Here is a 21,113-nt window from a genome sequence, read left to right on the forward strand (position 1 = left end):
ACCTTGAGTTGGAGCGTCTTCTAAGTAAACCTATGCATATGTAGACGTTTCCCCAAATAAGCAAATTATGAACGAGCAATAAGGTTATACTTTTATATAATTATTATATACTATTTCTCAGAAATGAAAAGAATTTGCTTGTTGAAGTAAATGAGAAAGGGTGGAAAGAACCATATGGCAGCATTTAACGGTTCTTTCCATTTAAATCATTTCACAAGTATATGATTCATTTGTGCAAACGATTGTATCATCGTTGCTAAATGGGCCATAAAGCTTAAACGATTCGCTTTCACTTTTGGATCTTCAGCCATTACCATTGTATGTTCAAAATACATATCAATTTCTGGTTTTAATGATATAAGATAGTTAAAATAAACCTCTGCATTCGTTGTTTCATCAAGGTTATTTCTTACTTCAATGTATTTATTATATAGCTTATGCTCATCTTCATTCTCAAATAGCTCTATTTGAACATCTTCCATACTTTCTGCTTTTTGAGCGATATTCAATACCCTACTTAATGCTTCTATTTCACCCTTGAAACTGTCATTATCCTTGTTTGAATGAAGAACTTTTGCCCTTTCAATAATCGCTGGGACCGATGTTAATGCACTGCCTAACACAGCATCAATTAAATCATAGCGAATGGCTTTTTCTTGTAATATATACTTTATTCTTAAGCGGAAAAAGGCTATTAACTCTTCTTTTATTTTCTCATTCTCTTGCTTATTAATGCCAGCATTTTCTGTAAGGTGGATAGCTTGATTAATTAACTCCTCAAACGAAATCTCCCAATTCATATTCAACAATGTTTGAACGATTCCAGTCGCTTGTCTTCTTAGCGCATACGGGTCTTGTGAACCACTTGGAATAATCCCGATTGCAAAACAAGAAACAATCGTATCTAATTTTTCTGCAATAGATAAAATCGCTCCAGGGACAGATTTTGCAGTAGAATCATGTGCGTTTCTTGGCATATAATGTTCATTAATAGCCTGAGCTACTACAGCATCTTCTCCTTTTTGCAAGGCATATTTCTCACCCATGAACCCTTGAAGTTCTGGAAATTCATAAACCATTTGTGTCACAAGGTCAAACTTACAAATTTCTGCAGCCCTGTCTGCTACTTTTTTATCCTCTGATGAAAGTGATAATAATTGAGCGATATGATTCGTTAATGCTCGTACACGTCCTACTTTCTCAGACATCGTTCCAATTTCTTCATGATAAACGATTTTTTCTAATTTTTTCAAAGAAGTTTCAATGGATGTTTTTTGGTCTTCATTATAGAAAAATGCTGCATCTGATAATCTTGCTCGTAGCACTTTTTCATTTCCTCGAGCGACATTATCCAAATGTTCGTGGCCACCATTTCTCACTGTTATAAATTGAGGTAATAAGTCTCCACTTTTCGATTTAACAGGAAAATAACGCTGATGTTCTTTCATCGAAGTCACAAGCACTTCCTCTGGTAATGATAAATACTCCTCTTCAAAACTGCCGAATAAAGCAGTAGGATACTCTACTAAGTTATTTACTTCTTCAAGTAAGTCTTCATCAATTGGGACGAGCCAATTTTGTTCTTCTTCTAATTTATCGATTTGCTTACGAATGGCTTCTTTTCTTTCCACAGCATCTACAATCACATATTCTGCAAGCAGAGCTTTTTCGTATGATTTAGGATTCGTAATAACATCTTTTCCTAAAAAACGATGCCCTCTAGATGTATTACCTGTTTGTACATCTGTTATTTCAAAAGGAACCACCTTTTCACCGAACATTGCCACTAACCATTTAATTGGTCTAATGAAGCGCATTTCTTTGTCTGCCCATTTCATATTCTTTGGGAAATGCATAGAAAGAATGAGCTCTTTTAATTCAGGAAGTAATTTCAGCGTTTCTTGTCCTTTAGTAAAGGTTTTAACATGTGCATATTCCACACCTTTAATTTCTTTAAAGAAAATATCATCAGGCGTCGCTCCTTGACCTCTACTAAAGCCAATCGCTGCTTTTGTCCACTCACCTTGGTCATTCAGTGCAATTTTTTTTGCCGGGCCTTTTGCTTCTTCATGGACATCTTCCTGTGCTTCCTCAACATCTTCTACAAGTACAGCTAATCTTCTAGGCGTAGAGTATGCTTTCATCCCTGAAAATTGAATACCTTTTTCTACTAACCAAGCCTTTACTTTATCCGATAATTGGTTCATGCTATCTGTTACAAAACGGGCTGGCATTTCTTCTAAGCCAATTTCTAATAGGAGATCTTGTTTACTCATGGTCTTCCCCCTCCTTTTCTTGTATCATCGGAAATCCTAATTTCTCACGTTCTTCATAAAAGGTTTTAGCAATTTTTCGAGCAAGTGTACGACATCGACCAATATAGCCCGTTCTCTCAGTGACAGAAATCGCTCCTCTTGCATCTAATAAGTTGAATGTGTGCGAACACTTAAGAACATAATCATATGCAGGATGAACGAGTCCTACCTCCATTTGGCGATGAGCTTCTTTTTCATAAATATTAAAGAGATTAAATAACATATCTACATCTGAAGTTTCGAATGTATACTTTGAATGCTCATATTCGGGTTGCCCAAAAATATCTCTGACAGTAAAACCTTCTGTCCATTCTAATTCAAATACATTTTCCTTATCTTGAATATAAGAGGCAAGCCTTTCAATACCATATGTAATCTCAACAGAAACAGGCTTACACTCTAATCCTCCGACTTGTTGGAAGTAAGTAAATTGCGTAATTTCCATACCATCAAGCCATACTTCCCAACCGAGTCCAGCACAGCCTAAAGACGGGTTTTCCCAATTATCTTCAACAAAGCGGATATCATGCTTTAACGGATCAATACCTAATGCTTCTAAAGAAGCTAAATAAAGCTCTTGGATATTATCTGGTGAAGGCTTCATTATTACTTGGAATTGATGATGCTGATAGAGACGGTTTGGATTTTCACCATATCTGCCGTCTGCTGGTCTTCTAGAAGGCTCTACATAAGCTACATTCCACGGTTCAGGTCCAATCGCTCTTAAAAATGTATACGGGCTCATTGTACCCGCACCTTTTTCAGTATCATAAGCTTGCATCAAGATACATCCTTGATCTGACCAATGCTTTTGCAACGTTAAAATCATATTTTGAATATTCATAAGCCACCTCTTTCTTTCCTTTTCAGTCACCAAAGACCGGTATCTACATTAGATAAACACTTGCTTTTCGACAAGTATTTTTTCTTTTAAAAGCATAAAAAACTCTCGTCTCTATGCCTTTAATTAAGACATAGGGACGAGAGTTAACCCGCGGTTCCACCCTATTTGCTACTTACTTTTACGTAGCCTCTTTTACTTCACCTGTTGCTCCAGAGCGCCCTTCGTTCACTTTCTATTCCCTAGCTCACACTCTCCTAGAGTCGCTTGTATAGAGGGAGTGAAGTACTTTTCTCCTTCATTGCTAAACATAGCTATAATTTAATGAAATAATAGCTGAATTTCTTTCGAAAGTCAATAGCTTACTTTTACTTATTATTGCATGAAACCCTTCATATTGTTCATTTGATTTAAAAACCTTTTTGTTTTTAATTGCAAGCCTGCATACTCATCATAGTATGTTTCTATTACCTTTTTCAATTCAAGTTTGGTTTGTTCTTTTACAGATATATTCCCAAGCCTTGACAAGTCCATGTAATAAAAAATGCGAAGTAATCTAACGGTAGCAGGAGAAAGCTTTAAATGATAGGGATCTTTATCCAAACAATGATGACAAATGAAGCCATTTTGGCTAATAGAAAAAGCAAATGTTCCTTCCGTTCGTTGACAGACGGCACAATGATTAAGCTCAGGATATAAGCCAAATAAGCCGAGCATTTTCATTTCGAAAATATGTGTTAGAATCTCAGCATCATATCCTTCATCAATTGCTTGTATGCATCTAAATACAAGTTCGAAAAGATAAGGATTAGGCTTCTTCTCTTCCGTTCCTTTATCCAGTAAGTCTACTATGTAACTTACATAAGCTGTAAGGAAAATATCTTCTTTTATGCTCCGCATCGAAAGTGAAATTTCACCTTGTTGAAGGGTCCCAAGCCCTCTGCTTCTTTGTATTAAGTAAGTGCCATAAGTAAAAGGCTGGGTGACAGCAGCAAGCCGACTATTTGGCTTTTTTGCGCCGCGTGCCATCACACCAACCTTTCCCCACTCTCTTGTAAAGAGTGTGACAATTTTATTTGTTTCGCCATAATTGACTGTTCTAATGACAATGCCTTCACATTTTTCAAGCATCGATGTCACCATCCTTATACGATGACAACCTATGAAATCGGAAAATCAAATTCTGCTAGTTCTTCATCTTGTTCTACGGGTATATCATGGTAATCTTTTTCAATTTCTTTAAAAAGAAGATATGTGTCAATATTACCTGTTTGGGAAAACACTTTCCAGGTAAAATCTTTCATAGATAACCCCACCTTTATTGTGTTTTTACTAGCAATTAAATCTATACTCTTATCATAGCCTGTCTTCTGAAAATCATAAGACGAAAAAATTGTTAATTAAATGGATGCATAATTCTTTGATTTCACCAATAACCTATGTTGACAGGTTTAATATTCATCTTCCCTAAATCCAAAGTCTCTTAACTGGGTCATTTTGTTACGCCAATCTTTTTGAACTTTCACCCATAATTCGAGGAAAACCTTACTTCCCATGAGATTTTCTATATCTACTCTTGCTCGTTGTCCGACCTCTTTGAGCATTTTCCCTTGTTTACCAATAACAATACCCTTTTGAGAATCTCTTTCTACAATAATCGTAGCCATGACATGAATGATATCCTTCTTTTCTTGCCGCTCAATCTTATCAATTACAACCGCTAATGAGTGAGGAATCTCTTCTCGGGTTAAATGTAAAGCCTTTTCTCGTATCAATTCGGAAATAATAAACCTCTCCGGATGATCTGTTACTTGATCAGCAGGATAGTATTGCGGCCCCTCTGGTAAATATTCCTTAAGCTGCTCTAGAAGGCGATCAACATTATTCCCTTCTAAAGCGGATATCGGCACAATTTCACAGAAGTTATATTTCTCTTTATAAGATTCAATGACAGACAATAGTGCATCTGGGTGAATTTTGTCAATTTTATTGATGACAAGAAAAACAGGTGTTTTGACTGATTGGAACTTTTCTATAATGAATTCTTCCCCTCTGCCAAACCCTTCTTCAGCATTCACCATAAATATAATGGCATCGACTTCTTTTAGCGTATTTTGTGCAACTTTCATCATAAAATCGCCTAATTTATGCTTAGGCTTATGAATTCCTGGTGTATCGATAAAAATATACTGTGCATCATTTGTTGTGAGCACACCTTGTACTTTGTTTCTTGTTGTTTGTGGTTTATCACTCATAATCGCAATTTTTTGTCCAATGACACGGTTAAGTAGTGTAGACTTTCCTACATTTGGTCTGCCGATAATGGAAATAAACCCTGATTGATGTCCTTGTTGATTATTCATGTAAATCCTCCGATGAAAAAGCTCCTGGTAATAGTTGCTCTACTGTTAATTGTTGTGTATCTCCGTTTAAGTTTGTTAGAACCACCGGCATCTCTTTTGAACATAATTCAGAGATTACCTGCCTGCACGCGCCACATGGTGATACTGGTCTGTCAGTATCTGCAACAACTGCTAACATTTTAAATTCTGTTACGCCATCAGAATATGCTTTAAAAAGCGCCGTTCTTTCAGCACAATTACACATACTATATGCGGCATTCTCTATATTACATCCGTGGAAAACTGTACCATCTACTGCCAAAAGTGCAGCACCAACTTTAAATTTTGAATACGGTACATATGCCCGGTCCCTTGCTATTTTCGCTTCTTCGATTAGTTTATCAATGTTCAATTGTTTCTTCCTTTCTGAAATGGCCGATTGCCTTCTTTTATTTTACACTATTTTTTTTGTAAAATCATGGGTTGTTGTCATTTTGTAATAAAATAATTGAATTTTCAGTAAATAAGCCCATTTAATAAATTTCTTATGCTTTGTCATTTTAGCTTAATCATGCTTACTATACAAACGGTTTTATCTTCATTTCACTGAAATCAAGAAAATGAAAATCTATTTTTCATGAATCAAACTAATTTTTATACTATCTTGTACTTATTTAAAACAAATAAAGCAAATGGTTTTAAAAAACAAAAAAAGCATATAACCGCAATTGCGGCTATACACTTAAAGGATCTTTGGTAAAAAAATAGAAAGGCCAATGATCACGGTTAAAACGGCATAAATAAGAACTGCTCCAGCTGCAATATCTTTTGCTTGCTTCGCCAAAGGATGCTGCTCTGTTGTCACAAGATCAACGACACGCTCTATAGCTGTATTCATTAACTCAAGTGCAATCATCCCAGCTATTGCAAAACTTATCAACAGCCATTCTGTTTTAGTCAATTCAAAAATAATACCGAAAAAAATGACTAGTACTGTCATCACAAAGTGGATTTTCAAGTTTCGTTCCGCTTTTAAAGCGGTAATGACCCCGATAAATGCAAAATAAAATGACGAGACTAATGATTGTTTTTTACGTGAATTTTTATCTCTGTAATCCGAATTCATCTAAAATTTCCTTTTGCCGAGTAAACATTATTTTCTCCTCCTCGGTTGTTTCATGGTCATATCCAAGTAAATGTAGGAAACCATGTACAGATAAAAATCCTAATTCTCTCATAAAACTATGTCCATACTCTTCTGCTTGTTCCACTGCTTTAGGAATAGAGATGATAATATCGCCTAACATGCGAGGCAACCCTTCTCCGATAAGAGGGATTTCCCCTTCCCCCATTTCTTCCATTGCAAATGAAATCACATCTGTAGCCTTGTCTTTATTTCTATATTCACGATTGATTTCTTGTATGCGCTCATTTTCAACAAACGTAATAGAAATCTCCGTATCTTCTTCAACCACTTCTTTTACAGCTGCAAATTGTAGAAGGTTTTCAATCTCTCTTGTTTGCGTCTCTGTAAGTCCTTCTGTTTCATCAATAAAGTCAATGTGTAATGTCATGCTTGTGTCACCTTCTGATTCGTCATTTCTGGATATTCAATTCGTGAATGGAAAATACCATTCAATGTTTCATTAAATGATTTTGCTACAACCTCTAACTCTTTTAATGTTAAATCACATTCGTTTAACTGCCCATCTTGCAGTCGGTCAGCAATGATTTTACGAATAAGACCATCAATTTGTTCTGGAGTAGGATGAGACATAGAGCGCACAGCTGCCTCAACGCTATCAGCTATACCGATCACAGCCGATTCCTTTGTTTGTGCCTTTGGACCAGGATAGCGAAAATCCTCCTCTTTCACTTCAACTCCACTTTCTTTTGCTTTGTAGTAAAAGAATTTAAGTAAAGTCGTGCCATGATGTTGTTCAGCAATGTCAATAATTTCTTTTGGCATTTTATGCTTTCTTAACAAATCAGCACCATCTTGCGCATGTGCAATAATAATATTTTTACTCGTCAATGGTGGCAGCTTATCATGTGGGTTGTCTATGTTTATTTGGTTTTCGATAAAGAATTGTGGCCTTTTTGTCTTCCCTATGTCGTGATAATAGCAACCAACTCTCGCTAGAAGTCCATTGGCACCAATAGCTTCACAGGCAGAGTCTGACAGATTAGCAACCATTACACTATGGTGATATGTTCCAGGCGCCTCTGTTAAAATCTTTCTTAAGAGCGGATGATTAGGGCTCGATAGCTCTATTAGCTTCATTGCAGAAAGAATACCGAAGCCTGCCTCAAAAAATGGCAAGAACCCGATTGTTAAAACAGCTGCGGAAATGGCTGATATAAATCCAGAAACCATATAAAAACTGTACTCTACAAGATCCACTTGACCATTTCTTAGCAATAGCAGTGCTAAAATCACTAGAATATTTACAACGGAAACAAGTAAGCCAGCTTGTAAAATTTTTGATCGTTGGTTTTGTTTACTTAAAAATAATACGCCCGCTATTCCACTGCAAGTTATATAAATGGCAGCAGTCACATGAAAACTTCCAGTAATAGACCCATTAAAGATAAGGGAGCCACAAATAGCAATAATTACTGAATAATAAAGGGCAAGTTTTTCACTAATAAGTATTTTAATCAACATCGAACCCATTGCAGCAGGAAATATATAGAGTATATCAGAATACTCAAATGCCTGTATATAGCTAATCCCCTTCATTAGTAGTAAGGAAATGATGAAAACAATACTATAGACTAATAAGAAATTTTGCTTTACTTCTTGTGGCTTATCAAGCTCATAAAAATAATAATATGTGGCTGCTAGAATGATGAGAACAACTAGCGCTAGTCCAATAAATGGTTGGATAGAATTCTCATTATCTAACATGCCTACTAGTTCAAGTTGACGATAGACTTCCCTACTTATGAGTTGATTTTGCTCAACAAGTATTTGTCCTTGTAATATTTTGACTGGTTCAACAGATTCAACAGCTGTTTGTCGTTTCTCTTGCGTTTCCTCCGGAGCGTAAAATTCATTCTGGTAAATAGCATACCTACCAAGCTCCACCATCGCAGTTTTTAAAGTATTGTTGAGTGATGTTAAGCTAATTTGATCTTGCACACGTTTTTTAGCATTCTCTACCCCATCAGCAGGGATCCTTTGTTGCATAACGTGATTAATCTCTGTAATTGTAACATCTTTTGCAATTGATAATTGATTAGGGCTGGCTTCTAATAACGTTCTCAATACGCTATCTGAGATTTCCTTCGTTACTTCTTCTGTTAATTGTGATTTTGTGCGCTCAAGTTTCTCATCAAGACTAACAAGCTTTGGTTTTTCATCCTTTTCACTTTCTTTCGCCTTTTCTGAAGCTTGCTCGTTTTCCTCCGCTGCTTCTTCATTTACTGCAGAAACGGTATCAAAAATTGATGTTATGAGATCCACTCGGTTTTGTGCAATTTCTTTTTTTACAACATAAACGTCCTCAACCTGGTTTTCAGCTTCTTTCTTTTTCTTTTCGGTACTTTCTTTGTCTTCAATCGTAACCGGCGAACGAATCGTTTGCTCTGCTACAGAAAAAAGACTTAATTCCAATTTCTCTGGCCGTACATTTGAAAACATTGTTGCGTACATAATGATTCCAAGTAGAACAAAGAGCAAAACCCTCACAAATGTCATTTTTAATAAATTTCTAATTTTATGTATGTAGTGATGGAGTTTATCCATTAACGAGACCTCCAATCCTAAGTATCTCTGAGAAATTCTTTTCTTCCTTAATTATGTAAAATCATAACAGTTTTTTTTCAAAATTACACTAATATTTTTAATTGATGACAATATGTAATCATCCTTATCTTACCCTATTCTTCCATATACTCCAAATAACAATCACTCCTAGCTCGAGAGATTGTCAGCAGAAATCAAGAAAGAGCGAGTATTATTCCTTTACATATTCACATACCCCACTTTTGGCTTAAGCATTTCACCTTACAAGTTCTTCCCATTTATGATTATTTTAATAAGATATGTATCATTAAAATAATCATAATGTCGGATCATTTATAGTTCACGATAAAAAAGAACAAACTCTGATCCAAAAAGCAGAATTTGTTCCTGATTGTGTTGCTAAAACAGCCATTTATTCAGCATTTTCTTCGTATGCTTGAATGATTTTTGCAACAAGCGGGTGTCTGACAACGTCACTTTGTTCTAAATGAATAAAACCAATTCCAGAAACACCATTTAATATTTGTTCACTTACCACGAGACCCGATCTAGCCCCACGAGGAAGGTCGATTTGGCTTTTGTCACCAGTAATAACCATTTTTGATCCAAAACCTAAACGTGTTAAGAACATTTTCATTTGCGCTTGTGTTGCGTTTTGCGCTTCATCTAAAATAACATAAGCATCATCTAACGTACGTCCCCTCATATAAGCAAGTGGGGCAATTTCAATTGTTCCTCTTTCAATTAACCTTTCTGTATGCTCTGCTCCAAGTATATCATGAAGCGCATCATACAAAGGACGTAAATACGGATCGACCTTTTCCTTTAAGTCACCTGGTAAAAACCCTAAACTCTCTCCTGCTTCTACAGCTGGACGAGTAAGAATAATTTTTTTCACTTGTCCATTCTTAAGGGCATTCACTGCCATTACAACAGCTAAGTAGGTTTTTCCCGTTCCTGCAGGACCAATACCAAAAACTAAATCTTTCTGTCTCATAGCCATAATATATTGGCGCTGACCTAAGGTTTTAACTCGAATCGATTTACCTTTTGCATTTTTCATTATTTCTTCTTCATAAAGTTCTTTGAAATATTCTAGTGTACCTTTCCTTGCCATCTCTAATGCGTAAATAATATCCCTACCACTAATTTGAATACCTTTTCTAATAACGTAAAGAAGTTGCTCAATTACGTCACCTGCAATGGCCACAGTTTCTTTCTCACCTGATACATAAACAGATTCGCCTCTTGTTACAATTGATACCGATAACTGTTGTTCAATTAGTTTAATATTTGTGTCACCATTACCTAAGAGGGCAATGGCTTCATTTGGGTTTTCAAATTGTACATTTAATGTCTTTAAATCTTCTGTCATTCTTTATCTCCTTGGATTATTGGTTGTTCCTCAGCAATATTCTCAATAATTTGGAAATGTATTGATAATTTAACTTTACCATTCTCTATCGTTTGGTGCAAAACATTTTCCCCTTTAATGGTAGCATCTTCATCTAGCTGCTTTTTAATTTTACTTCTAGCTAATTTCTTCGCTTCTACAATCGCCTCTTTTTCTGTATAAACTTGTGTCATCTCTTCTGCTTCTCTGTAGATGTTTTTTGTAACTGCAATCGGTAACTCCCATTTTAGAAATTTAACTTGCCGCTTGTCCTCTTCCTTTACATAGTGGTCAAAACCTATATTTCCAAAGCCCCAAAAAGGAATCTTTAATGATCCAAGCTCCAATATATTTTTCACTTTTTGATCACCAGTGTATACTTTGGACTTTTTCTCTAATGGATAAGCTACATTCGCTTTATACCACGTTTCCGCTAATACTTCCCCTTTGGCAGGCACTATCTTCTTTCTTTCATCATTTCCAATTAGGCCTGAAACTAATAATTGACCTGGTTTTACAAAGTCATTAATTTTCGCCTTTGCTTCTCCCTCTTCAATAAACATACCGATAATGGTTCCTTTTTTCTTTGCCACTAAATGCTGCGGACTTAATAACTCTGTTTTCTTTGGTTCATTTTTTTCTACCACTTGAAGATGATAGGTTGTCCCTTTCAACTCCACACCGACCCAAGTAATTTCATTCACATTTTCTGTTAAATACCGTTGTATACCTTCAGGTGTATCTATAAAGAATTGTAGCTTCCCTTTTTTTACACCAATTTTCTCTAACTCTTTTTCCATCTTATATTCTGTTGCTGGATTTGCTCCTTTAATTTCGATCCCCCATACCATGTTTGACAACAAAATAACTACAACTAAGAAAGCTATTGCCCCTAATAAGAATCCACTATTCCTTAGCATACGCTTTTTCATGAAGGGCAATCCTTTGCGGCCGACAAACTCAAATTTGCAGTCGGCACTTCTTGCATATTGTCTTAAAGTCGGTAAATCATCTAATTTCATTTGAAATGTAAGCACTTGGCTTCCATGGGCTTTAACATTCCAAATGGATACACCAGCTCTCGTTAAAGTATTTAAAAATCTTTCACTTCCTCTACCGCTTGTCCTAACTGTGACGATTCCTTTTAAAAAAAAGAGCCATTGATTTTTCATCTTATCCTCCTCATATTTGAGCAGGTGGAAATCGCTAACCTTGTAATAGAATAGCGACCCTTCCCACATCAAATTTACTCAGCTACAAAAAGAACTTGATCAATTGTTCCTTGCAATAAGATTTCTTCAGGCATAATTGTTTTAATAACAAAGTTATTCCCTTTAATGAGCAGTTGACCATGCTCTAATAACAACCTTACTTCTTTATCTGAAAAACCAAGTAAACCGCGGTGGTTCTCAATATAAATATGAATTTGTCCAATCATAGTAATGCGGGGCAAATCCATCATGACATCTTGAGGAAGTTCCATATTTTTTGTCATCCAGCTTCTTAGTCGTTCTCCCCATTTTTTTGCCATAAAAAAAGAACCCCCTTTCATCTCATATGTATGAGAGAAAGGATGGTTCTAGCACTGAATTCAACAGCAAATTTTATTTTCTTTTCATCGTTCGATGTGGGTTCCTTGATCTCGGTTGTCCGAGAATTTCTGACCAAACAACCGCGTCAACTAATTGTTTATTAGAGACTCTCATACTAGGTTGATCTACATTGTTATTGGCCACATTTTTATTTTTTGTTGCTGAAAGGAAGGCACTTGCTCGTTTTTGCGCTTCTTCTTTTTGTTTTCTTAAATCAGCCAGTCGCTCTTCTGCTTCTTTTTTACGATCCGAGACTTCTACACCAGCTTCTTGCATAGTAGCCTTCGCGTAACGTTTTAACTTCTCTTCGTTGCGATCATAAACAGGTGGCCCTTCTTCTTGTTTCTCTGCATCCATCATCTGACGCCTAGCTTCTTCTTGCTCTTCGACAGACTTTCCACGTGGCTGCTTCTGTTTGTCTGACTGCTGGTCATTTACTTTCTTACCAAATAAGGAAGTAATGATCCCGATAAGAAAAACCAATAATAAAGGATTTTCCAACAAAAAATCAATCATGAGATACAACACTCCCCTCTAGAGGTGAGTCCGATTAGGACATTCAATCTTTCTTCGGCCCTTGTTTTGAGTCATCTGATACTTTACTAATCGAGTCTCTCATTTCTGTATCAGCTTCAATATTTTGGATATTCATATAATCCATCACGCCAATATTGCCACTTTTTAATGCATCTGCCATCGCTAAAGGAACTTGAGATTCTGCTTCCACAACTTTCGCTCTCATCTCTTCAACTTTCGCTTTCATCTCTTGCTCTTTGGCAACAGCCATTGCACGACGTTCTTCCGCTTTGGCTTGGGCAATATTTTTATCAGCTTCCGCTTGCTCTGTTTGCAATTCTGCACCAATGTTTTTACCGATGTCCACATCAGCTATATCAATGGATAGAATTTCAAATGCTGTACCAGCATCTAACCCTTTAGCAAGGACAGTTTGAGAGATCATGTCTGGGTTTTCCAATACTTCTGTATGTCTTGTAGATGAACCAATTGTAGAGACAATCCCCTCACCAACACGGGCAATGATTGTTTCTTCTCCAGCACCCCCGACTAGTCGGTCAATATTGGCTCTTACAGTAATTTTTGCTTTTGCTTTCACTTCGATACCATTAATCGCTACACCAGAAATAAATGGTGTTTCAATTACTTTTGGATTAACACTCATTTGAACTGCTTCAAGTACATCACGACCAGCTAGGTCAATCGCCGCACTTCTTTCAAAACTTAATTCCATATTGGCACGATGCGCTGCAATTAAAGCATTCACTACTCTATCTACATTACCACCTGCCAAATAATGACTTTCAAGTTGATTGGTATGAACTTCTAATCCTGCTTTATGTGCTTTAATTAATGGATTAATTACGCGGCTTGGAATTACTCGTCTTAATCTCATTCCAATAAGGGTGAAAATACTTACCTTAACACCTGCTGCTAATGCTGAGATCCACAGCATAACTGGTACGAATGTGAAGAGTATGGCAAGAGCAATAATTGCTAATACCACAATTACGATCGTCATAATAGAAATAGGTTCCATTCAATTACCTCCTAAAATACTTGGTTATTTATCTAAATTTGTTAATTCACGGACGACTACTCTCGAGCCCTCTGCTTTTATGACTTCCACTTTTGCATCTTTTTTAATAAATCCACCTTCACTAACGACATCAATTCTTTCATTTTCAATGACAATCGTTCCTGATGGACGTAACCCTGTTAAAGCATAACCTTGTTTTCCAATTAGCTCTGAACGGGATTTATTTGAGATGTATCCTCTTTCAGTATTTGTAGAATCGCTTAAAATTAGTTTTTTGAAAAATTTCATTTTTTTACCAAACACCTTTACCATTAGAATAGAAACCGCAATAGATAATATAGCCGCAATCATAATGGAGGTTGCCATTTGTTGCACATCAGCCCCAGCCATGAATAAACTCCCAATTACTGCAGCAATCCCCAACACACCGGCGATACCACCTGGGAGGAAAAACTCTGCGATAATTAACCCAATTCCAATAATAAATACAATGAGTGATTCATACCCGGCAAATCCAGCAACCATATGACCATAGAAAAATAAACCAAGAGCTGTGAGTCCCATTATACCTGGAATACCAAAACCAGGAGAATAGAGCTCTAGCAATAATCCAATGCTTCCTATAGAAAGAAGAATAGGCACGATGATTGGATGTGTAATGAATCTAGCCAATTTCTCAGAAAAACTTTCCTCGATAGACCTTACTTCTGCATCTTCATAACCTAAATGTTCTAAAAGCTCTGCTTGCGTAGCAAATGTTCCTTCTGAATATTCTACCTCGTCTGCTTGACTAGCAGTTAATGTCAATAGCTTTCCTTTTGGTGCACCTAATTCAGGTAGATCGATTGAATCATCTGCCATTGCTTGAGCAATTTCTGGATCTCTCCCACTTTGTTCAGCAGCTGCAGTCATAGCAGATAACCATGCTGAAACTGCTTTTTTGTCAGCTGTGTTGCCTTCTTGGTCGATAATCGCCGCCGATCCCATTGTAGCCCCGGGCGTCATATAAATCTCATCCATGTTTAATGAAATATACGCACCAGCTGACAATGCTTGTTTATTTACAAATGAAATCGTTTTAATATTTGTAGATGTTAATACTCTGCCAATTTCCTTAGCTGCTTCTACTTCACCGCCAGGCGTGTTTACTTCGAAAATAATCGCACTTGCTTGATTTTCTTCAGCTGTAGTCACCGCTCTATTGATAAAAGCATGCAATCCTTTTTCAACAGTATCTTCTATTGGTACGACATACACAACCTCGTTATCAGCCTTGCTGATCGGTGTCATCATTACGAAAAATGCCCATAAAAATGAAAGGATGATTGTCGCTTTTCTCATTCTCTTCTCCCCTCCCCCCTTTTACAGAAATACCTATGATAGTTATACGGCTGACGCGTGAAAAGGTTTCATTTTTCTTTTCTTATTTTGATTATTTATAATTACATAAAGTAAAAAAGTGTGACTATGTAATATATATAAAAGAAACCTTACTACTAGTATGGCATCTTTTAGACAAAATAAAAAGACCGTAAGCTCGAAAGCTCCGGTCTTTCCGTACATCTTTTTATGAAAGGTGTTGTTGTACAAGTTTATTAATAAGTGCACCGTCTGCCTTACCTTTTAGCTTTGGCATAATGGCTGACATCACTTTACCCATTTCAGCTTTCGATGTAGCGCCTGTATCGGCAATGGTTTGTTTGACGATAGCAGATACCTCTTCATCAGAGAGCTGCTCAGGCATATATAACTCTACGTACTGTAATTCAGTACGAATTTTTTCAACTAGATCTTCACGACCTGCCTTGTCAAATTCATGGAGGGAATCCTTGCGTTGCTTTACTTCGCGAGAAAGGACAGTAAGTTCCTGATCCTCGGTAAGATCTTTTCCTTCCTTGATCGCCTCATTTTGCAATGAAGCTTTGATCATCCGAATCACAGTTAACTTATCTTTTTCTTTGTTCCTCATCGCTTGTTTCATATCTTCATTTAAACGCTCGAGAAGACTCACTTACATACACCCTCTCTTAAAACTTGCGCTTTCTTGCAGCTTCAGACTTTTTCTTACGTTTGATACTTGGTTTTTCGTAGAATTCGCGCTTTCTTGCTTCTTGCAAAGTACCAGTTTTTGATACTGAACGTTTGAAGCGACGAAGAGCATCTTCAAGCGATTCGTTTTTACGAACGACGGTTTTAGACATTCTCTTTCCCTCCCTCCGAGCACAACACACTTACATGTCAACATGGAATACCATGTACTTTGCAATTATAATATAACAGCGGTGTGAGGTCAACTGTATTTCACCTAGTCTTTCGCTGTTTAAAGATAAATGTACGTTTGTCTTATTTATTTTTATTATTTAATTTTTTGATTCTTCCTATGCATGTCCCTCAATTTTTCACCATATGCTTTCCTAGGAGGGACAAAGCATGACTTCATTACTCATTTTTATAATAATGATTGCTGTTTTTATTTTTGGCATGACTTTATTGCGGAAAGGGCTATTCTATTTATCAGCAGATTCAACTAAACGCTGGTTAACTAAGTTTACAAATACACCTCTTAAAGGGATGATGGTTGGCATTATCTTAACTGCTATTATGCAGAGTAGCTCCGCAGTTATGATTATTACCATTGGTTTAGTTGCCGTACACTTACTTACTTTCCGCCAAACGATTGGTATTATTTTAGGGACAAACATTGGCACCACTATCACAACGGAGTTAATTACTTTCGATATAGAATCTTTTATTTTACCGATTGCTATAATCGGCATGTTATGTGCATTCATCAGGAGGCGATCCTTTCAGAGTATCGGCATTGGATTAATGGGTATTGCTTGCGTATTTGCTGCTATGAGGGGGTTTGAACATTTAGCTTTTACCATTAAAGAAACCCCATGGGTAAAAGATTTTCTTATTACATTAGATCAAAGTCTATTATTAGCCGTAATAACCGGTATTGTTCTTACTGCGATTATCCAGTCAAGCACTGCCACTACAGGTATTCTAATGGGATTTTTAACAGCAGGTGGGATGGACCTTAGTACAGCGATTGCTATTATGCTTGGTTCCAACATCGGCACATGCGCTGACGCATATCTCGCCAGTATCGGTGGACGTAGAGAAGCAAAGTTAACTGCCTATGCTCACATTTGGTTGAATATTATAGGTGTTCTTCTCTTCTATCCTTTTATTGAGCTGCTAACAAATTTCGGTATTGGTTCAGCAGACCAAATTGATAGGCAACTTGCTCATGTTGGTGTCCTTTTTAATGTCATTACTTCACTTCTCGTTCTACCTTTTGCCAAACCTTTTAGTGACTTGATTATTCGCCTACATGACCGTAAAAAGTAGTGAATATCGTTGTGCTAATATACACCACAGTTAAAAAGAGAGACGAACATTCAGAATGTCCGCCTCTCTTTCAACAACTAGATTAATAATCTGTTGTACTTGTTAATCCATTTACGATAGCAATGCCTGAGCTTGCACCGATTCTAGTCGCACCAGCATCAATAACTGCTTGTGCATCTTCTGCACTTCTCACTCCACCAGAAGCTTTGACGCCAATATCGGGACCTACCGTTTCTCTCATTAATTTCACGTCAGCAACAGTCGCGCCACCCGTTGAGAAACCAGTTGATGTTTTAACGTAATCCGCTCCTGCTTTAACAGCCAATTGACATGCAATTACTTTTTCAGCATCTGTTAACAAACTAGTTTCGATAATCACTTTTGTTAAAGCCTTACCATCTGCCGCTTCCACAACTGCACGGATATCCTCCTCCACAACTTCTAATTTCCCACTTTTAAGTGCGCCAATATTAATAACCATATCAACTTCTGTGGCCCCTTGTTTGATGGCTTGTGTTGTTTCAAAAGATTTAACTTCTTTATCCGATGCACCTAAAGGGAAGCCAATGACTGTACAAACAGCCACATCTGATCCCTGTAAAAGTTTAGCCGCTTGTGAAACCCATGTTGGATTTACACATACAGAAGCAAAACCGTTCTCTTTTGCCTCGTTACATAAAGTATTAATTTGCTCAACCGTTGCATCAGCCTTCAATAATGTATGATCAATCATTTTTGCTATATTATTTGTCATCAATGAACTCTCCTTTTTTTATAAAATGCTTTTATACTTAATTCTTCTGCTAGTTGTCCGTACCTCTGTTATCATATCATTTTATGAATGAAATATCGAGATTCTCTTTAGTAAAATGAGAAAAACTGTTTTAATTTAGGTTCCAAAAGATAATAAGACTGTTTTACAAGATGTTAAGGACATTATTTATTCCCAGGACTTTTATTATCCTTATATTGAAAAGCTATTATTCATGTAATATATATATTGAAAAATGTAAAATATATGTTACGTTTATAAAAGGAGTGATACAATATTTGGATAATAAGGTTAAGATTTCTCGTATACAAGTAGATTTAACACAACAACAACTTGCAGAAAAGATAGGTGTTACTCGCCAAACCATCAGTTTAATTGAGAAGGGTAAGTATAACCCTTCTCTCAAGTTATGTTTGGATATATGTTACGCAGTTAATAAAACTTTAGATGAAGTATTTTGGATAGAAAAAGGAGGCTGATAATATATGAAAAAAATCACAGATGAACGTTTAGTTCTACAAAATTTAAAAAATATACGTATTGCATTTATCATCCAGACCATTGGAATTCTTGGAATTTTAGGTTATGACTTAGTTACAGGTGGGTTAGATGAAATGAGAAAAAACCCACTATGGACAGTATTTATAATAACCGCAGTTGTTTCAGCCTATTTATCAATGAGTATTAGTGCAGACCATGAAGATAATAAGATAAACCCCCGGAAAAGTCTAATTATTTCATTAGTAATTCTTATTTTGATTACAACAGTTGTTGGTTTTTTTGTATCTCTCACACAAGGATTTTCTATCATGAATGGAGTAATTGTGGGTGCTATTCTATTTATTTGTGGCCTAATTCCAATCATTTATATCTATTACTTAAGAAAAAATCGACAAGATAAAGAATCCGAATAAAATTGAAAAATAACCTATTAAGGGATCACCTAAAATAAAGAATTACTTAGGGTTTCATTCGTTTTCCTAGATTCACCATTTACCTTACTCCGGCTATTTTTCTTACGGAATAAAAATGCAGTAAAAAAAGCTGACCGGTCAATGAACGGTCAGCTCTAATCGTTTATACTGCTTTTTCTTTCATCTCATCCATGACACGAATAAATTGCCCTTCGTTATATGGATAACCTGCTTTTGTTATCTTCACTTTGACTAATTTACCTACCATCTCTTCTGTTGCAGGCACAATCACTTTTAAGTAATTATCCGTATAGCCTACATACAAATTCCCGTCTGGCGCATCTTTGTATTTTTCTTCAGGGATGATCTCGAGTACTTCATCTTCAAAGCGACTTGCGTACTCTTTCGCTAGTTGATCAGATAAATGAATTAAGCGATGAACTCTTTCATTCTTAACTTCTTCATCAATTTGATCAGTCATTCGTGCTGCTGGTGTGCCTGTTCTACTTGAATAAGGAAAAACATGAAGCTCTGAGAATTTATGTTTTTTAATAAAATCATACGTCTCCATAAATTCTTCTTCTGTTTCACCAGGAAAACCGACAATGACATCTGAAGTAACTGCTAAACCAGGTAAGGCTTCTTTTAAACGCTCAATACGTTCAGCGAAAAACGCCATCGTATACTTTCGACGCATTCTTTTTAATACTGTGTCCGATCCTGATTGAATCGGAATATGCAGATGACGGACAACAACCTTAGAGTTTCTAATTACTTCAATCACTTCATCCGTAATTTGACTCGCCTCAATAGAGGATATACGAATCCGTTTAATGCCTTTAACCTGTTCTTCTAAATCCTTTAGTAGCATAGCTAGATTATAATCCTTAAGATCCTCGCCATAACCGCCAGTATGTATCCCGGTTAAGACAATTTCTTTGTAACCAGCCTCCACTAATTGTTGCGCTTGATGAATCACTTCTTTGGGGTCTCTAGATCTCATTAAGCCACGAGCCCAAGGAATGATACAAAAAGTGCAGAAGTTATTACAACCTTCTTGTATTTTTAATGAAGCACGCGTCCTATCTGTAAAGGCCGGAACATCTAGTTCCTCGTAAACCCGATTTTTCATAATATTTCCGACACCATTAATCGGTTGACGTTCACTTTTATATTGCTCAATATACCCTAACATTTTCTTCCTGTCTTGTGTTCCAACGACAACATCCACACCTGGGATGGCCATGATTTCTGCCGGAGATGTTTGGGCATAGCATCCTGTTACACAAATGACAGCGTCCGGATTTTTTCGAATGGCTCTACGAATGACTTGTCTGCTTTTTTTATCACCAGTATTCGTAACCGTACATGTGTTAATCACATACACATCAGAGGTAGATTCAAAACCGACACGATCGTATCCTTCTTCTTTAAACAATTGCCAGATGGCTTCTGTTTCATAATGGTTTACTTTACAACCAAGTGTATGAAAAGCTACTGATGGCATATATCTTCACTCCATTAATTCAAAATGATAAGAAACAGCTGAAAGTACATAGGAAGGTGCTGTTTCAGTTCTTAATATTCTTGGTCCTAATCCACAAGAAATAAACCCTTCATCCTCTAAAAGCGTTATTTCTTTTTCTGTCAGGCCACCTTCTGGCCCAAAAATAAATAATAAAGAGTCTCCCCGGGACATACCCTTGAGTACTTGGTGAAAAGCCGATGATTCACCTTGTTTACTACTTTCTTCATAAGCGACACATTTATAATCATAATTTTTACTTATTTCTAGTAACTGCTGTAAGGACTGTGGTCCATACACATGTGGTACTATGATGCGATGAGACTGCTCGGCCGCTTCTTTAGCGATCTTTTGCCAACGATCTTTCTTTTTATTCGCCTTTTTTTCGTCTAACTTTACAATGGAACGAGCTGACATAAAAGGGATAAACCGATGGGCGCCAAGTTCGGTGCCTTTTTGTATTATCCATTCGAGCTTATCCCCTTTAGGCAATCCGCTCACAATGGTAACATCAACAGGTAATTCGACATTTTTCTCTATCCATTGTACAACTTCTAACTCTACCACTTCAGAGGTAATGTTAACCAGTTTACATTGAGCTGCTTTTCCGTCAGGGTCTACACAAATAATTTCGTCACCTACATTCATCCTCATTACGCGGGTAATGTGGTGATAATCATCACCTGTAATAAAAAAATGATCATTTTCTCTATGATTCACAAAATATCGTTGCATATATATAACCCCTTACTAAAC

23 protein-coding genes are annotated in these 21,113 nt (G+C 36.6%); 3 read left to right on the forward strand and 20 right to left on the reverse strand.

Features of this window, described 5'->3' with window-relative positions; translation table 11 throughout:
* Positions 1-206 precede the first annotated feature (206 nt).
* The 17 genes from glyS to rpsU all read right to left on the reverse strand — a co-directional run bounded on the left by glyS (position 207) and on the right by rpsU (position 15,990).
* The gene (gene glyS / locus U9M49_RS08520; protein ID WP_322909604.1) at positions 207-2,276 is read right to left on the reverse strand and encodes a glycine--tRNA ligase subunit beta; all 2,070 of its coding nucleotides are present in this window, start codon (positions 2,274-2,276) and stop codon (positions 207-209) included.
* The gene (glyQ, locus tag U9M49_RS08525) at positions 2,269-3,159 is read right to left on the reverse strand and encodes a glycine--tRNA ligase subunit alpha (protein WP_095372531.1); all 891 of its coding nucleotides are present in this window, start codon (positions 3,157-3,159) and stop codon (positions 2,269-2,271) included. The genes glyS and glyQ overlap by 8 nt, the downstream gene beginning before the upstream one ends.
* Positions 3,160-3,531: 372 nt before the next feature.
* Positions 3,532-4,287: a DNA repair protein RecO gene (recO, locus tag U9M49_RS08530; protein ID WP_095372530.1), complete on the reverse strand. Its 756-nt coding sequence runs from the start codon at positions 4,285-4,287 to the stop codon at positions 3,532-3,534.
* A 29-nt stretch (positions 4,288-4,316) separates the two neighbouring features.
* Positions 4,317-4,460, reverse strand: a complete 144-nt coding sequence (locus U9M49_RS08535) for a YqzL family protein (RefSeq protein WP_095372529.1) — start codon at positions 4,458-4,460, stop codon at positions 4,317-4,319.
* Positions 4,461-4,607: 147 nt separating this feature from the next.
* A complete protein-coding gene (era, locus tag U9M49_RS08540; protein WP_307312867.1) occupies positions 4,608-5,519 on the reverse strand; it encodes a GTPase Era in 912 nt (303 codons plus the stop codon).
* On the reverse strand, positions 5,512-5,910 hold the full coding sequence (locus tag U9M49_RS08545) for a cytidine deaminase (RefSeq protein WP_224935947.1): 399 nt from the start codon (positions 5,908-5,910) through the stop codon (positions 5,512-5,514). The genes era and U9M49_RS08545 overlap by 8 nt, the downstream gene beginning before the upstream one ends.
* 330 nt (positions 5,911-6,240) lie before the next feature.
* The gene (locus tag U9M49_RS08550; protein ID WP_095372526.1) at positions 6,241-6,624 is read right to left on the reverse strand and encodes a diacylglycerol kinase family protein; all 384 of its coding nucleotides are present in this window, start codon (positions 6,622-6,624) and stop codon (positions 6,241-6,243) included.
* A complete protein-coding gene (ybeY, locus tag U9M49_RS08555) occupies positions 6,602-7,072 on the reverse strand; it encodes an rRNA maturation RNase YbeY (RefSeq protein ID WP_095372525.1) in 471 nt (156 codons plus the stop codon). The genes U9M49_RS08550 and ybeY overlap by 23 nt, the downstream gene beginning before the upstream one ends.
* Positions 7,069-9,249 carry an HD family phosphohydrolase gene (locus U9M49_RS08560; protein WP_095372524.1) on the reverse strand — a complete coding sequence of 727 codons (2,181 nt, stop codon included), beginning with the start codon at positions 9,247-9,249 and terminating at the stop codon, positions 7,069-7,071. The genes ybeY and U9M49_RS08560 overlap by 4 nt, the downstream gene beginning before the upstream one ends.
* Before the next feature lie 412 nt (positions 9,250-9,661).
* Entirely contained in the window at positions 9,662-10,624 is a 963-nt protein-coding gene (locus tag U9M49_RS08565; RefSeq protein ID WP_095372523.1) for a PhoH family protein, read from the reverse strand.
* Complete coding sequence (gene yqfD / locus U9M49_RS08570; protein ID WP_095372522.1) at positions 10,621-11,814, reverse strand: sporulation protein YqfD; 1,194 nt, start codon at positions 11,812-11,814, stop codon at positions 10,621-10,623. Before yqfD ends, U9M49_RS08565 begins: the two co-directional genes overlap by 4 nt.
* 74 nt (positions 11,815-11,888) lie before the next feature.
* Positions 11,889-12,173, reverse strand: coding sequence for a sporulation protein YqfC (yqfC, locus tag U9M49_RS08575; protein WP_095372521.1), 285 nt, complete (start codon positions 12,171-12,173; stop codon positions 11,889-11,891).
* Between the two features lie 73 nt (positions 12,174-12,246).
* Positions 12,247-12,750, reverse strand: a complete 504-nt coding sequence (locus U9M49_RS08580) for a hypothetical protein (RefSeq protein ID WP_095372520.1) — start codon at positions 12,748-12,750, stop codon at positions 12,247-12,249.
* 43 nt (positions 12,751-12,793) lie between these two features.
* Positions 12,794-13,789 carry a flotillin-like protein FloA gene (floA, locus tag U9M49_RS08585; protein ID WP_095372519.1) on the reverse strand — a complete coding sequence of 332 codons (996 nt, stop codon included), beginning with the start codon at positions 13,787-13,789 and terminating at the stop codon, positions 12,794-12,796.
* Between the two features lie 24 nt (positions 13,790-13,813).
* Entirely contained in the window at positions 13,814-15,130 is a 1,317-nt protein-coding gene (locus U9M49_RS08590; protein ID WP_095372518.1) for an NfeD family protein, read from the reverse strand.
* 226 nt (positions 15,131-15,356) lie between these two features.
* Complete coding sequence (locus U9M49_RS08595) at positions 15,357-15,800, reverse strand: GatB/YqeY domain-containing protein (protein ID WP_095372517.1); 444 nt, start codon at positions 15,798-15,800, stop codon at positions 15,357-15,359.
* Positions 15,801-15,816: 16 nt separating this feature from the next.
* Positions 15,817-15,990 (reverse strand): 30S ribosomal protein S21, encoded by a 174-nt coding sequence (gene rpsU, locus U9M49_RS08600; RefSeq protein WP_066201342.1) that lies wholly within the window; start codon positions 15,988-15,990, stop codon positions 15,817-15,819.
* 229 nt (positions 15,991-16,219) lie between these two features.
* Here rpsU and U9M49_RS08605 point away from each other — a divergent pair, with 229 nt between their 5' ends.
* On the forward strand, positions 16,220-17,146 hold the full coding sequence (locus tag U9M49_RS08605; protein WP_095372516.1) for a Na/Pi symporter: 927 nt from the start codon (positions 16,220-16,222) through the stop codon (positions 17,144-17,146).
* Positions 17,147-17,228: 82 nt separating this feature from the next.
* On the opposite strand, the gene deoC is transcribed toward U9M49_RS08605, so the two are convergent.
* Positions 17,229-17,900: a deoxyribose-phosphate aldolase gene (gene deoC / locus U9M49_RS08610; protein WP_095372515.1), complete on the reverse strand. Its 672-nt coding sequence runs from the start codon at positions 17,898-17,900 to the stop codon at positions 17,229-17,231.
* Positions 17,901-18,196: 296 nt separating this feature from the next.
* Between deoC and U9M49_RS08615 the strand changes: the two genes are divergently transcribed.
* Both U9M49_RS08615 and U9M49_RS08620 read left to right on the forward strand, forming a co-directional pair.
* The gene (locus U9M49_RS08615; RefSeq protein ID WP_157733932.1) at positions 18,197-18,397 is read left to right on the forward strand and encodes a helix-turn-helix transcriptional regulator; all 201 of its coding nucleotides are present in this window, start codon (positions 18,197-18,199) and stop codon (positions 18,395-18,397) included.
* 6 nt (positions 18,398-18,403) lie between these two features.
* Positions 18,404-18,832: a hypothetical protein gene (locus U9M49_RS08620; protein WP_095372513.1), complete on the forward strand. Its 429-nt coding sequence runs from the start codon at positions 18,404-18,406 to the stop codon at positions 18,830-18,832.
* Positions 18,833-18,995: 163 nt separating this feature from the next.
* Here U9M49_RS08620 and mtaB read toward each other — a convergent pair whose 3' ends face one another.
* Positions 18,996-20,339 (reverse strand): tRNA (N(6)-L-threonylcarbamoyladenosine(37)-C(2))-methylthiotransferase MtaB, encoded by a 1,344-nt coding sequence (gene mtaB / locus U9M49_RS08625; protein WP_095372512.1) that lies wholly within the window; start codon positions 20,337-20,339, stop codon positions 18,996-18,998.
* A gap of 6 nt (positions 20,340-20,345) precedes the next feature.
* On the reverse strand, positions 20,346-21,092 hold the full coding sequence (locus U9M49_RS08630) for a 16S rRNA (uracil(1498)-N(3))-methyltransferase (protein ID WP_281202237.1): 747 nt from the start codon (positions 21,090-21,092) through the stop codon (positions 20,346-20,348).
* Positions 21,093-21,113 lie beyond the last annotated feature (21 nt).

It is taken from the genome of Cytobacillus sp. OWB-43 (assembly GCF_034651445.1).
In the GTDB taxonomy this organism is placed as follows: Bacteria; Bacillota; Bacilli; order Bacillales; family Cytobacillaceae; genus Cytobacillus; species Cytobacillus kochii.